A 14,465-nucleotide genomic window follows, 5' to 3' on the forward strand; every position below is an offset into this window, starting at 1 on the left:
ACCCAATGCAGGTTGCAAAACGCGACCGCCGACTGTAGCACGGTGTTGCAGAGTGTCGCTATCAACGCACCCCAAGTGGGGGGGCTAGAGGGGGGGCTGAATGGCAGGCGGTCTATCAGCAGTCAAAATCAAAAACGCCAAACCGGGTGACAAGCTCTTGGATGGCGACGGGCTATTCTTCATCAAATCGGACTCGGGCGGGAAATGGATCTACCGCTATCGGTTCCAGGGCAAGCGCAGGGAAATGGGCCTTGGCTCGTTCCCGGCAATCTCCTTGGCCGAGGCCCGGAAAGAACGGCTGAAATGGGAAGGCGTCAAGCAACAGGGAATCGACCCGATCTTAGAGCGCGACCGCCTGCGGCGTGAGGCCGAGGCCGGTCAAGAAGATCCGACGTTCTCGGAAATGGCGCAGGTCGTGTTCGAGGGGCGCAAGGAACGGTTGCGCGGCGATGGATATAGGGGGCGCTGGTTCTCGCCGCTTCGACTGCACATCATCCCCAAAATCGGCAACAGGCGGATCAGCACCTTGACCCAGCGGGACATTCACGACGCGCTCAAGCCGATCTGGCGCACAAAGCACGAGACTGCCGACAAGGCCATGTACCGGACGCGCATGGTGCTGCGGCAGGCGAAGTTGATGGGATTCGAGGCTGAACCGTTCATCTGCGATGCGGCCCGCCACATGCTCGGCTATGTTGATCGGGACCAAAAGCCCATTGCCGCAACCCCTTGGCCGGCAATACCTGACCTGTACGCGCGCCTGTCCGAACATCTGCACCCTTCATATCTCGCCCTGCGCTTCACGATCTTGACCGCGGCGCGCGGGATGCCAGTGCGCGGCGCCCGGTTCGATGAAATCGACGGCGATGTTTGGACGGTGCCGAAAGAACGCATGAAGGGGCAGCGCGGCAAGGTGCAGGACTTCCGCATCCCGCTCTCGGACGAGGCCATGCGCGTCGTGGATCTGTGCCGGTCCCTGCGCCGCAATGACTTCCTGTTCCCCAGCCCGCGCGCCAACAAGGGCGTCAGCGACGTGGCCATGGCAAAGGTTCTGAAACATCTGGGCGAAGAGGGCCGAATACACGGGTTCCGGTCGTCCTTCCGCATGTGGATTCAAGACAACGAGGCGGCCAGCTACGAGGTTGCGGAAACCGCCCTCGCCCACATCGTCGGGAACAAGGTCGAGCGCGCTTATGCTCGGTCAGACCTACTCGAAAAGCGGCGCATCCTCATGCAGAAATGGGCGGACTTCGTCACCCAGGCGGAAAGCAATGTGGTGCGGCTCCGGGGATGCAAGCCAACGGACAAAACGTTCGCGTGAGAAACCTCAAAGTGTGATGGTAGTACAGATAAGAAAATCTGCATTATCTCGGTACTCTGGTTCATCCCCGCGGGTGCGGGAAACACTTTGCGCCCCATCGGCCGGCGAACTGTGTCCGCGGTTCATCCCCGCGGGTGCGGGGAACACGCCGCAGGCCGAACGTTCCCCACTCCGAATAACGGTTCATCCCCGCGGGTGCGGGGAACACATTTCGCAGGCTTGATCCCGGGAAAGCCTGTCCGGGTCATCCCCGCGGGTGCGGGGAACACTGTCTGCAGCACCCATGCTTGATTGCTTAAGTGAGGGATGTCACTGTCATCAACGGAACGATGGCTCTTCACGCATGACCCTTTTCTGGAAATTCGATTGAGGTCCGGATGAACATTCCATCCAATGGCAGCGAGATTACGCCCGAGTGGTTAACTGCAGCTTTGCGTGACGCAGGCCATCTTTCCGTAAACGGCGCTGTTGCCAGTCTTAGACTTGAGCCCTTGCAAGACGCAAAGGCAGTTTTTGGCGCACTTTATCGCCTGCATCTCTCGTACGATGGAGACCGAGGCCGATTGCCATCAACGATGATTGCGAAAGGGCCATCGCCGAACCAGGAATCCGTGGCAATAATGCAGAGGATCGGCGGCTATCGACAGGAAACGCAATTTTACCGCTTGATTGCATCTGAAGCCGGTCTCCGGACCCCGGTTTGTTACGTCTCTCTGATAAATGAGACCGGCGACGCGTTCATCCTGCTTCTGGAAGACCTATCGTGTTTCAGGCAGGTTGTGGGCTCTGCTCTTTCTGCCGCGGAGATTGAAGCAACTGTGCGCGGCCTTGCTGCAGCAAGCGCAGCCTGTTGGCGAAAGGCGTCACTTAGTACTTTCGATTGGCTGCGCAACGTGCAGACCGATACGAAAACTTATCACGAGAACTTCCTTCGGGCTTGGTCGAAAATATCGAAGCAGCTTGTCCCAGAGGGGTTCGATGACAAACGGTTAGGTGCAGAAATCGCCGAGTGCTTTTTGTGCAATCATGACCTGCTGGGCGCTGACCCTCAGACCTTGCTACTTACGGACGTGCGCGCAGAAAATCTGTTCTTTACCGATACCGCAGAGGGTGTGGAAACGATCTTCATCGACTTCCAGTTTTTGCGGGTGGGCCGGGGCCCTACAAGCCTTGGATCATTCTTGGCGACACTCCCGGATAGGCAAGTCAAAGAAGAAGGCCTGGTTCGGCTTTACTATGCGTGCCTCAGGGACGGAGGCATACAGGATTACTCTCTCGATGAATGCTTCCTCGACTACTGGCGTGGCGTGATCAGACGTTTCGTCGGCATGGCGGGGATACTGGCGACAGTCGATCCGGACAGTCAGCAAGGCAAGGCGGTGCTTGAAGTCTTAGATCAGATAGGACCACAGGACATGACACGCTACGCGGACTTATTGTCTGGCACCTAACGACCGAAATGTAACGCCCAACGCATTTGCCGTGCCTTAACGTCTGTTTTGAGCTCAATCTCACCTTTGGCCGAGGCATCGGCGAAGATCCGGTCTTGGGCGGCGAACGGCAGGCACCGTCCGCCGCGTTGGTTCAGATGTCGATTCGCTCGGCAATACTCAGCGCGTCTTCAAGCTCGACGCCCAGGTATCGGACCGTGCTGTCGACCTTTGTGTGACCAAGCAGAAGCTGGACCGCCCGGAGATTGCCTGTCTTGCGGTAGATCTCCGAGGCCTTCGTCCGGCGAAGCGAGTGCGTACCATACCCGCTCGGTTCGAGACCAATGGCTGACACCCATTCTCGAACAAGTCTCGCATATTGCCGGGTCGAGATGTGTGGTGACGCATGAAATCGGCTGGGGAACAAATACCGGCATCCCAGCATCTCGGGTTGGTCGAGCCAGGCAGCGACGGTTTCGCGGGTGTTCTCAGACACTTCGAACTGGACGGGCCGATTAGTTTTGCTCTGAACAATCGTGACCCGCTCGTGGACGCGGTCACCGACGACGAGGTCGTCGACCCTGAGCCTGACGAGGTCGCATCCACGAAGCTTGCTGTCGATGGCGAGATTGAAGAGCGCCAGGTCACGGGAATTGCCAGCGAGCTCAAGCCTCGCGCGTATGGCCCAAACCTGCTTCGGCAAGAGCGGGCGTTTCTGGCCGATCAGGCGGCCTTTGTTCCAAGCCTTGCGTTTTGGTTTGACGGCGGGAAGTTGGATTCTGGGCATAACTGAGCCTCCATCCGTCCCTCCCGGCCCACACATCAACACCGCGTTGACTATTGATTGTAAGGCCAAGCGTCAACGACCGGTCTCAGGGTCGGGCTATGGGCATCCGATGCCACGCCGCCGCAAGGCGGCTCAGAGCCCAAAGCAGACATCTTAGGGAAGCAGAATTGGAGTTGTCGTGGCAACGCCAAAAGCAAGCTATTTTAATTCGCCCAATCTGCCCAACCGACAGTTGGGCTGCCCGAGGCAAACGAGCCAGCCGCGAAGATGTTGGGGATTTCAGCCAGGAGTGGCCTTAACCTAAGTGGGGGGTCTGCGTTGCAGTTGAGCTGGCTACACAGGCCACAGAAAACAGTGTCACATAGTCTTTCAGGTCTCGGCGTTTTCACGCGAATGTCTGGGTTGGTACGCGGCAATTTGATCCTGTTGAAATTTTTCGCTTTTGAAAGCCGATTTGGCTGGTTCCGTTCATAATCTTTGCTGCGCTGGTATTTGGAACGCCGTCTATTGTGGCAGATGCGTTCGACTGAATGTTGGACAGATTGCCGCAGGTTGTGCAACGCTAAGGTGCGTGACACAGCGCTTAGGGAGGTAAAATGTCAGATACAAGTCAAAAAAAGATGCTCGACCCAGACCCTCGCGTCTGGGATTTCGAGACTGAATATGAACTCGGACAGGACAATATCAGACCCCTCGGATTGGATATCCATAACCCTGTCTTCATCGTTTCTGGTTTGCTGATCCTGGGCTTTGTGATCGTGGCATTGGCCAATCAGGAAGCGGCCGCTGCATTTTTTGGCTGGCTTCGGCCGTGGCTGACTAGCACCTTTGATTGGTTTCTTGTGTTGTCGGTGAATGCGATCACCTTGTTCTGCCTGGCGCTCATTGTCTTGCCGGTCGGAAAGGTCAGAATTGGCGGGAAAGATGCTAAACCCGACTACTCGTATGCGGGTTGGATCGCAATGATGTTTGCCGCAGGAATCGGGATCGGTCTGCTGTTCTTCGGTGTCTTGGAGCCTGTGTACTACAACTTCTCGGAAGATGGGAATGCACGCCCCTTAAACATCGACATCACCGAGCCCGGCAATGAGTATATCGGTGTTGTTGGTACGATCCATCACTGGGGTCTCGAAGGTTGGGCTGTGTACGCTGCAGTGGGTCTGGCACTGGCTATTTTTGCATACAACTTAAACCTGCCGCTGACGCTTAGGTCGGCGTTCTTTCCGCTGCTTGGTGAACGCGTCTGGGGCTTCTGGGGGCATGTCATCGACACGCTGGCCGTGTTTGCGACCCTCTTCGGACTGACCACTTCATTGGGTCTTGGTGCACAACAGGTTGCCGCAGGTTTGAATGAAGTGTTTGGCATCACGCCTTCGCCCACATTGACCGTCATCATCATTGTCGCGATCACGCTTATTGCGCTTGGTTCTGTTTTGTTGGGAATGGATGCCGGTGTGAAACGGCTATCTGAGATCAACATGATCATGGCTGTGGGGCTGTTTATTTTTGTGATCGCAATGACCGGGGTGGCGGCCGCAATTGCTCGTTACGTTTCAGTCATGGTTGACTATGTCACGCTGCTACCTGCGCTCTCCAATCCCTTTGGCAGAGAGGATACCAGCTTTTTCCATGGGTGGACTACCTTCTACTGGGCATGGTGGATTGCATGGTCTCCTTTCGTGGGAATGTTCATTGCCCGGATCTCTCGGGGTCGAACGGTGCGTGAGTTTGTTCTTTGCGCCCTTATTGCTCCTACGGCGGTCTGCGCATTGTGGATGTCCACTTTTGGAGGGGCCGCGATTGACATGCTGAATGCAGGTAGCGCTGAAGGCGTCAAAGCAACCGTCATCGACAGTTATGCGCCAGAGGGCGCCCTGTTTGGCTTCCTCAAGGAGTTGCCTCTGTACAATATCGTCGCCCCGATCTCGCTGATTTTGATTGTGATCTTCTTTGTCACGTCATCTGATTCAGGGTCGTTGGTTATCGATACTATCACCGCAGGTGGTAAACTGGATGCGCCCGTTGTTCAGCGTGTTTGGTGGTGCACTTTGGAAGGTTTGGTTGCCATTGCGCTTCTTCTAGGCGGTGGATTGAACGCCCTCCAAGGTGCTGCCGTGTCAATGGGGATTCCATTTACACTGGTGATCCTCATTATGTGCTACTGTCTGTGGCTGGCTCTGCGATCCGAGTACAAAAAGCTGTAGCAAGCGGACAAAATCAATGATGGCTTCCTAAAATAAGGAAGCCATCACATCGGGTTGCCGAGGTTTTTGAATCGACTAGTGCCGAACAACAAAAACCGAGCAACTGGCATGTGTCACTACGTGGCTGGCGGTCGTTCCCAGCAGGTAATCCTGAATCTTTGGGTTGGCCGCCTCCATCACGATCATATCCACGTTGCGTTCATCGGCGAGCTTTACGATTTGGCGATGCACTGCACCGGTTCGAACAACAGTTTCTAGTTCGACGCCTTCCGCTGGGTGATCTTTCACAAACTTCTCCAATTGCTCGCTCCAATAGCCAACAGAGTCGCGAATATTCAAGTTTCGCTCCATTTCTGGCGCAACTGTCACTACGAGAAGTCGCGCCTCTCTGCGCCTGGCCATTGCGATTGCTTCTTCGTAGGCGCTGTAGTCCAACCTGACGTGGCGAAGGTTTATCGGGCATAGGATTAATTTCGTATCACGTGGCATTTTCACCGTCCCGTTTCACGCATTTGGCAAATAAGCATTGAATGACTTTGCAAAGCGGACAGTCAAGAGCGACCGCGTTCCATAAACAGCAGCTGCATTTTCCGCATAGCAGGCATTCAGGTGAAATCCGTGAATGGCCGCATCGAACCCAAACTGACCACTCAAGTTAGCTCTCAAATTTCGCGCTGGCTCGCACGGCCTTTTGTTCCCAGCACAACTCTCAGTACGCGGGCAATCTCCTGTTCGGGCGCTGCATAGATGCCATGTGATTTCTTGTTTCGCCCGATGAACAAAGTAAGTCCTTCAATTGCTGCAGTGACGTGAAGAGCTAGTGACTCGCAGTCTTCTGGTGGCCAGTCTGGACGGCTGGCTCCGATCAACCCCGCAATCACCTGCCGCTCAAGCTCGTGGATTTTGTCCATCAGTTCTGCCGCAGCGTCGTCATGCAATGAACGCGCCCAGAGTTGCGGAAAGAACGCAATCTCCGGTCGGCGCAAGTCTTGAACAAGGAGCGTCACCACCCTTTCGAGCGCAGCCTGCGGTGTGGCTTCACTCATTTGCAGACACGTCAGGATGTCGTCCGCGTAGTTCGCAAGTTGATCCCGAACGAGGCTGTCGAGGAGTTCTGACTTGGTCTTGTAGTGATACGTCAGATTGCCGACGCGCATGTCCAAGGCGTTCGCCAGATTGCGCATCGTGTAGTCTTCCGCTCGGGTGCCGATGAAAAGCGAAAAGGCCGCATCAAGTATCCGCCGCTTGGTGCTGTCACCGCTGGAAAGTCCGTAGGTTTCTTTTGCTACCGGGCGCTGGACGACCAAATCCTGCAGCAGGAGCGTCACTCTTTCGGGAACGTAGCTTTCGATCTTCTTGTCCATCGATCCAGTTTGCTTCTCATCTAAAGGGTGAGGAACATCACTATAGGCAAGTTCCAATTCTGACAGTGGTCGTAACGCAACGTTGACACAGATCGCTCTGCTCGCCAAGATTAGGACGATAGTCCTAATATCGTGTGCGTGAGTCGATGGCCTACCGGATCGGTTGCATCACGAATACTCGGACCAACACGGGGGCGCCCAAATGAGAAATCCACTCAAGCCAATCCTGATGTCGGTTGCAGCTTGTGTCCTATGGAGCGGCTCATCCTTGGCTCAGACCACACAGCAACCCAATGTCGTATTGATGATGGTCGACAACCTCGGCTGGGGCGAGTTGGGCGTCTACGGCGGTGGAGAATTACGAGGCGCTGCGACCCCTCGTCTTGATGCGCTTGCGGAAGAGGGGATGAGACTTTTGAACTTCAATGTCGAGCCGCAATGCACTCCGAGCCGTTCGGCCTTGATGACAGGTCGCCGGCCGATCCGCTCTGCCACCACGAGAGTGGTTTGGGGCGTGCCTTACGGCATGGTGGGATGGGAAGTGACAATGGCCGAGTTGTTCTCGGATGCTGGCTACGCGACCGGCATGTTCGGCAAGTGGCATCTCGGCGACATGCCAGGCCGTTTCCCCACCGATCAGGGGTTTGACGAGTGGTATGGTGTCGCGAACACAACGGATGAATCCGAGTATTCGTCGCAGTTCCAGTTCGATGCATCGGTTGGTGGTCAGCCAATGATTCAGGAGGCGACACGCGGAGAATCGCCTAAAGACGTCAAACCCTACACGATTGAAACGAGACGTGAAATCGACAGCGAACTGACGACCCGCGCCATCGATTTCATGGAGCGATCCGTCGCCAGAGATGAGCCATTCTTCGCGTTTGTGCCCTTTACGCAGCCGCACCTGCCCACGCTGCCACATCCCGACTTCGACGGGATCACGGGCAATGGCCATTATGCCGACGTGCTGGCAGAGATTGACTTCCGCTCTGGGCAAATCCTCGACGCGATCAGCGACCTTGGCGTTGAAGACAATACCATCGTCATCTGGCTGAGCGACAACGGGCCTGAGTACTTCCATCCTTGGCATGGTACTGCCGGACCATGGCGCGGCAACTATTTCACCGCTTGGGAAGGATCGCTGCGCGTTCCATTCCTGATGCGCTGGCCAGGTCGCATCGAAGCGGGTTCTACCAGCAACGAAATCGTGCATCTAGTGGACATGCTGCCAACTCTGGGCCGTGTCGCTGGCTACGACGTTCCGGACGATCGGATCATCGACGGTGTAGACCAGCTCGATTTCTTTTTGGGGGAGCAGGATACCTCGAACCGGGAAGGTTTCATCATCTACAACAACGATGACGTATACGGTTATAAGTGGCGCAATTGGAAGCTCCATCTGATCGAGTTGGATAACATGAACAGCGAGCCGCGCCCGCTCAATGTGCCTCGCGTCTTCAACCTTATCACCGACCCTAAAGAGGAATACGAGATACAGTCCGAAGCCACATGGATTCTACCCGTAATCTTCGAGAAGATCGTGGAGTTCGAGAAGACCCTTATTGAGGAACCGCCGGTGCCGTTTGGGGTGCTAGAACCATACGAACCGCCCAATTAACCCTAAGGGCGTCCGTCAGTTTCTGTACTCACGCAACTGGCTGCATTGTCCGCATAGCGGTCACTGATGCACTGCGCAGCGAACGTCTGCATCGAGCCCAAATCGACTGATGCTGCGGCGCGCACGAGCGTTCGTGAAACACGCAAAACAGACATCGCTGTCAAGAAACCGGTCAGGCCCGCTCCGCCTGTTTCAGAAAATCTTTCAACGCGGTTTCATCTATCTCAACAACATGAGACGCTTCGGGAAAGGTTCCGGCGTTCACGTCGGAGATATACTCACGATAGGCCGCCACGCGTTCGGCCTGTAGGCGATCGCGTTCACCTGCGAAATTTCGGTAGGCTTTGGCGTGACGCGGGAAGTGGCCGCGGTTTTCGCCGAGAAGATCGGCAGAGAACAGGTATTGCGCGTCGCAATCCCCTCCTGAGCCGAGTGAGATCGTCAGCATGGAAGTCCTTTTGGAAATTTCGGCGGCCACTCGAGCGGGGATGACTTCCATCTCGACGGCAAAGCCACCGACATTTTCGAAATCCTTGACCTCTTGCAAGAGATGCAGGGCCTGGTCGGCCGACTTGCCCACCGCCTTGAAGCCGCCGGTCCAGGTTGCCTTGGGCGGCACGAGGCCGACATGGCAGATCACCGGTACGCCTTCGCGCGCCAGCACCTCAACTATGGCCGGGCTCATACCGCAATAGATTGACTGGGCACCTGCATTCATCGCCGCCATGGCATCGCGCAACGCCTCGGTTGCATCGGCATGTTTACCCCATGGCAATCCATACTGGAAATGCGTCTGCGGCACGGCCCGGGCGAACTGAGCGCGTTCGGGGATGAAGGCCGTTCCGATCATGTCCATGCCGGCCTCCGAGGCGGCGATGGCCTCTTCCTCGCGGGCCACCTGAACAAAGGCAATCTGGCGAACCCCCTTGAGGGCGCGCAGATCCATGACAGTCAGTGCCTTGCTCATTTCCCCATGATCCTTTTGCGCCGCTCCTGCATCTTTTCATTGGCCTCGACCGTGCCGTCGTGGAACGTGCCGAACCACTTGTCCAAGGGGATTTCCAGGCTGCCGTAATTACACTCGAAATAGCGGTGATGCATCTGGTGGTGGAACGTCCCCAAGGCCAGGCGATTCTTGTCCTTGATCAGCAACCCCTGAAACCCCGTATGCGTCGTCATCGCGGTCAGGAAGTAATACTGAAGGTGGAACAGGATATGCACCGGGTGCGCGCCGATCAGCAGGTGCACGAAGACCGATCCGAGAAAAATCATCTGCTCGATCGGGTGCTGGGACATGCCAGACCACGGGCCGACATTGATGTTGCGGTGATGCAGGTAGTGGACGTGTTTGTAGAGAAACGGAATGTGGATCGCCCGGTGGATGACGTAGAAATAGAAGCTCTCCCAGATCGGGATCAGGAAGAAGATCGCGACAAACCAGACAGGATGTGCGGCCCATGTGATCAGCGGCATGTATCCATTGGACAAGGCCCAGATCAGCACCACCTCGTAGCCGGTCCAGATCAGGACCCCGGTACCTAGTGTCCAGAACATGTTGTCGCGCACCTGGCCGCCAAGGGTGAACTGCCGGCCATTCACCATCAGCGGGCGCGGATCGTACTTCAGTTTCAACCCTTGTGCCGAGAAGGTGTAGAACCACAGGTGAAGTGCGCCTCCGATGATCAGGGCCAGCAGCAGGTTGCGCGCATACATCTGTGCGACCCAGCTGAATGCGAAGGTCCTGGACTCTTCCAGCGGCGGTTGGAACCAGTAGAAACTGGCGAAGGCGATCCCGACGATGATCAGCTTTTCCGTGATCAGGAACCACGAGTTCCAGAACCATCGCGCGACCTCGACCGGTTGTGGTGGCCAGCGGAACACCGGCGAAACCTTCAGCGGAACATCGGGCACATGGTTCCAGCCCTTCAGTTGAGTATCGGACATGCATTCCCTCGCTCGCAATTTGTCACGCAGTTTGACACAAGGCCATTCCCATGAAAAATAGAACTAAATGATGATTTTCATCTGATTTGTCGAGGAATCGTGACCGTTTCGATCCAATCCATGCGTTACTTCACCACTGCATTGGCCCATGGCAGCATTTCAGGGGCCGCGGAGGAACTGAACGTTGCCGCGTCGGCCGTATCGGCGGCAATCGACCGGATTGAGGCGCACTTCCAGCTCACATTGGTCAACCGGTTCCGGTCGCGGGGGATAACCGCCACGACCAGCGGTCGGGTGCTTGAACGCAAATTCACCCATCTCATCGAAGAGTTTGAAGCGGTAATGACAGCAGGCTCAGATCTTCAAGGAGCCCTGACAGGCGAATTGCGGATCGGCTACTATGCCCCGGTTGCCCCGGCCTTCCTACCCGACATTCTGACAGATCTTGCTGGCGCGGACGGACAAGTGACACTGCACCTTGAGGAATGCGACAATGACCGCGCGCAAGAGGGGTTCCTGGCCGGCGATTTCGACGCCATCCTTTTTGTCTCTGACGCGGCCCTGCCCCAGATCACCTTTGACGTGTTGATCGAGGCCCCTGCCTATTGCCTGACCGCGCCGGATCATCCGCTGGCAAGGCAGGCTTCCGTGCACCTGAAAGACCTCGCAGAAGAAACGATGATCGTGCTGAACCGTCCCATCGCGGTTGATTACTACCAGCAGATGTTCCGCGCGGCGGGGCATGATTCTGCCAGGATTGCCTATGCGAATTCCACCGAAATGGTGCGCAGCTTGGTTGGCGCAGGTCACGGCTGCGCGGTTCTGAATATGCTGCCCACGACGGATGTCAGCTATGCGGGCGACCGCCTCGTCGCGATGCCGATCCGGGATATGTTGCCGCCTCTGACATTGGCACTCGGCTATGACAAGGCAAACCCTCGCCGGATGGTCCGGCACTTTGTGACCCGGTGCTTGTCCTATTTCGGCGAGGGCGCAGGGCATCGCCACATTATCACCTCGTAGGTCGCTTTGGTGCCCTCCAAAGGTGGAAGCGACTATTGCAGGGGCAGATGCTCAGCCGCGATGCGCACAAAGCGGTCAAGTAAGCGACGACGCCAAAAGCCCGCTCCGTCCGCTTATGAGACGTCGGAGGCAGCGGTGGCGAAGGGCCGCTGCTGGTAGGAGCAGTCGTTCAGGCCCTAAAGCGGACGTCGCCGCGCGGTCCCGTCGCGTCGAATGGCTACCTAGCGCTGCTTTGCGGACATCTGACAGAAGCGGTCAGATGTCTCAGAAGAGCCCAAAGCGGGCGTTCTACAACCGACCAAAATCATTGGTAGCAACTGAACCGCGCAAATGCTCTCGGAGCTCAAAAACGAGAAAGTTCGAGACTGCACCTTCTAGGGCCGCGGGTACCTCGTACGAATATCCGCTGATCGTCAACACTTCCTCTGAAGGCGATCGGCTGAAATGGTACGACTTCACCGATGATTTGGGTTTCGGTCCATTGAAACTGGCCTAGGACCCTTACGATGCCTGCCTCAGTAATCGCAAATTCCATGATCTCGTAGAACGGCTCGCCACCATCATATGCTTCGATGGGTTCAGAACGACCTAGGCGATACGTGGCAGCGCCATTTCTCACATGCACGAGCATTGGCCTTCCTTCCTGCGTCTCGAAATCAGCAAGAGGTCCATCGCCAGCTCTGGAGCAATGGAGTGCGCCGGTATAAATGCCATCAAAATCAGAAGTCAGTTCGCTGCTATCAATATCAATAAGTTTGTGCATTGGTGGCGGCCCGAAGTGATCTGGAGCCCGATCTTGTAGGTTCCACCACCACGCAGCCCCAACAATACCCGCCGCAAAGAGCACCGTGGTCAGGATGGCTAGTTGTCGTCTTGATTTTGATAGCTTTGGCGGCCCGTAGTCAGCACTGGTCACTTTATAAACGCGAACTGGCTTCGCCATATTTTTTAAATGCTTTTCTCCCAGTGAGCGATAGCCCACATCGACTTGTGTCTTCAGCATGTCATATGCAGTACCAGATACCACGATTCCGCCTGGCTCCGCCAAGGCTTCAAGGCGGGCTGCGATGTTTACTCCGTCACCATACAAGTCATCATCATCTGAGACGACATCACCCAAATGGATCGCAATTCTGTATTGAATACGTTCGTCCTGTGATCGTTCGCTTTCACGTTCGACAAGCTCCTGCTGAACTTCGACAGCGCACTGTACGGCTTGAACGACCGAACCAAACTCGACGATTAGCCCATCACCAGTTGACTTGATTATCTTGCCGTTGTGACGGCCAATCGTGGGATCAATGACATCGAGGCGAAGTTGTTTCTGGCGACCGAGAGTGCCAACCTCATCAAGTTCGATGAGGCGGCTGAAGCCAACCATGTCGGCGGCAAGAATTGCAGCAAGCCGTCTTTCCAGCGCCCTAATCCCTACGATTGTTTCATTGATAAGTTTTGCCTCTTGCTCGCAACTCGCGACGGATAGTCCTATTGCTTGAGCACCCTACCACCACGAGAGATGAAGTCGCTTTTCTCGTTTGAACGGTGCCTGAAAACTCGTTGCGCGTTGAAGTAGCCCAGCTTTCCTATCGTCGACTCGTAAACTTCGCAGTTACTAAGGCCGAGTTTTTTGCATGTTGGAGCAGTGCCGACAGCAGAGAAATAGGCCCGTACGTCCTTTGGGTTGCGGTATCGATTGAGTTTGATCCGATAGACGCCAAATTTGAACGGAATGTTGCTGGCTTTCTTCGACGTATCGCCGCGATACCCCACTACCTTTTTCCCATCTATCCAAAAGTCGAAAGCCCCCCTCTGACCGTCATCCCAAACAGCCCGAACGACCACCTGGACCCATCGGCCGGTGAACCGACGTACCGGACCGAGCAAAATGTTCGTATCAGTCCAATCGCAGTACGAGTTGCTGGTACCGTTTCGCTCGGAACCAACGATGCAATCGTAGTCTTCGAAACGGTGAATCAGCTTGAGAGCAGTGCCGCCCCCGTCATCGCTGAGACCAAATCCGACCAGTTGTCCGAATGTTTGTCCGCGCCTGTTGTCCTTGAAATCAAAAAGCCAAGTAGGTTCGCGGGAAACGGTTCCGTTTGGCAGCCACAACAGCATGTGCGTCCAGGTTTCCCGCCCAATACGCTGCCCTGACTTTGAGTGTTGTCCAAACTCAAACCTCTGCGCGTAGCCTTCTTGGCCTCTACTGTACCAGTCGTCCTTATGACCTTTCATCGACACTGACATAGTTATCTCGGCGGCCGGGCGACCTTCGTGCATAACCATACGAAGGGCCTTTTGCTTCGGGACATTTCGCCCCCCGAAACGAAATCCTGGCGTTTGGCCAATCAGAATCTGCTTAATGTTCTGGCTCTTCAGAAGGTTGGTTTCGGCGGTCGCTTGAGATGACAAGCAAACAAGCACAAGCGACAAGTATGCAATCAGTCTCGAGAATGTGGAAAATCGGAGGTATGACATGCTTTCAGTGTCTCAGGGTGTTTGTTGGTCAAGCATGACGGCTCCGCGGCCTTTGTCAAACCTTGTGTGCCTCACTGTGGCGTCGTCCACGAAGCGCAAATGGCTCTGACATTTCCTACGCATCAGTTTCCTTGCCCGCGCGCTAGTATGATTGTGCCGAAAAGGGTACTCGTGGCAGTAGACTTTGGAGTCGGCTCTGTCCGCACTGTGGTCCTTGCCCCGTTTTCGGCCAACGTCCGCTGTTTAGAGAAGCGGTCGTTCGTTTATAGGTCCTGACCCTAGGCGATGCCTCATTA

General features: G+C 55.7%; 12 protein-coding genes. 5 read left to right on the forward strand and 7 right to left on the reverse strand.

What is annotated here, in order from left to right:
- Window positions 1-100: 100 nt before the first annotated feature.
- Window positions 101-1,321, forward strand: coding sequence for a tyrosine-type recombinase/integrase (locus AC2FM3_RS01205; protein WP_496678420.1), 1,221 nt, complete (start codon window positions 101-103; stop codon window positions 1,319-1,321).
- Window positions 1,322-1,698: 377 nt separating this feature from the next.
- Complete coding sequence (locus tag AC2FM3_RS01210; protein WP_496678422.1) at window positions 1,699-2,772, forward strand: protein kinase family protein; 1,074 nt, start codon at window positions 1,699-1,701, stop codon at window positions 2,770-2,772.
- Window positions 2,773-2,905: 133 nt separating this feature from the next.
- Here AC2FM3_RS01210 and AC2FM3_RS01215 read toward each other — a convergent pair whose 3' ends face one another.
- The gene (locus tag AC2FM3_RS01215) at window positions 2,906-3,538 is read right to left on the reverse strand and encodes a tyrosine-type recombinase/integrase (protein WP_496678424.1); all 633 of its coding nucleotides are present in this window, start codon (window positions 3,536-3,538) and stop codon (window positions 2,906-2,908) included.
- A 596-nt stretch (window positions 3,539-4,134) separates the two neighbouring features.
- On the opposite strand from AC2FM3_RS01215, the gene AC2FM3_RS01220 reads away from it, so the two are divergent.
- The gene (locus AC2FM3_RS01220; protein ID WP_170770029.1) at window positions 4,135-5,742 is read left to right on the forward strand and encodes a BCCT family transporter; all 1,608 of its coding nucleotides are present in this window, start codon (window positions 4,135-4,137) and stop codon (window positions 5,740-5,742) included.
- A gap of 75 nt (window positions 5,743-5,817) precedes the next feature.
- Here the strand turns inward: AC2FM3_RS01220 and AC2FM3_RS01225 are convergent, their stop codons facing one another.
- Together AC2FM3_RS01225 and AC2FM3_RS01230 are read right to left on the reverse strand one after the other, a co-directional pair.
- Window positions 5,818-6,231, reverse strand: a complete 414-nt coding sequence (locus tag AC2FM3_RS01225) for a universal stress protein (protein WP_496678425.1) — start codon at window positions 6,229-6,231, stop codon at window positions 5,818-5,820.
- Window positions 6,232-6,404: 173 nt separating this feature from the next.
- Entirely contained in the window at window positions 6,405-7,106 is a 702-nt protein-coding gene (locus tag AC2FM3_RS01230) for a TetR/AcrR family transcriptional regulator (RefSeq protein ID WP_496678427.1), read from the reverse strand.
- A gap of 268 nt (window positions 7,107-7,374) precedes the next feature.
- Here AC2FM3_RS01230 and AC2FM3_RS01235 point away from each other — a divergent pair, with 268 nt between their 5' ends.
- A complete protein-coding gene (locus AC2FM3_RS01235; RefSeq protein WP_496678429.1) occupies window positions 7,375-8,724 on the forward strand; it encodes an arylsulfatase in 1,350 nt (449 codons plus the stop codon).
- A 172-nt stretch (window positions 8,725-8,896) separates the two neighbouring features.
- Here the strand turns inward: AC2FM3_RS01235 and AC2FM3_RS01240 are convergent, their stop codons facing one another.
- The gene (locus tag AC2FM3_RS01240; RefSeq protein ID WP_496678431.1) at window positions 8,897-9,580 is read right to left on the reverse strand and encodes a 3-methyl-2-oxobutanoate hydroxymethyltransferase; all 684 of its coding nucleotides are present in this window, start codon (window positions 9,578-9,580) and stop codon (window positions 8,897-8,899) included.
- A gap of 107 nt (window positions 9,581-9,687) precedes the next feature.
- Window positions 9,688-10,668: a sterol desaturase family protein gene (locus AC2FM3_RS01245; RefSeq protein ID WP_496678433.1), complete on the reverse strand. Its 981-nt coding sequence runs from the start codon at window positions 10,666-10,668 to the stop codon at window positions 9,688-9,690.
- Between the two features lie 120 nt (window positions 10,669-10,788).
- Here AC2FM3_RS01245 and AC2FM3_RS01250 point away from each other — a divergent pair, with 120 nt between their 5' ends.
- A complete protein-coding gene (locus tag AC2FM3_RS01250) occupies window positions 10,789-11,691 on the forward strand; it encodes a LysR family transcriptional regulator (protein WP_496678435.1) in 903 nt (300 codons plus the stop codon).
- Window positions 11,692-12,034: 343 nt separating this feature from the next.
- Here the strand turns inward: AC2FM3_RS01250 and AC2FM3_RS01255 are convergent, their stop codons facing one another.
- Window positions 12,035-13,180, reverse strand: a complete 1,146-nt coding sequence (locus AC2FM3_RS01255) for an adenylate/guanylate cyclase domain-containing protein (protein WP_496678664.1) — start codon at window positions 13,178-13,180, stop codon at window positions 12,035-12,037.
- Window positions 13,177-14,115, reverse strand: a complete 939-nt coding sequence (locus AC2FM3_RS01260) for a heparin lyase I family protein (RefSeq protein ID WP_496678666.1) — start codon at window positions 14,113-14,115, stop codon at window positions 13,177-13,179. The genes AC2FM3_RS01255 and AC2FM3_RS01260 overlap by 4 nt, the downstream gene beginning before the upstream one ends.
- Between the last annotated feature and the right edge of the window lie 350 nt (window positions 14,116-14,465).

The sequence above is a fragment of the Ruegeria sp. BHSB172 genome, from assembly GCF_059613165.1.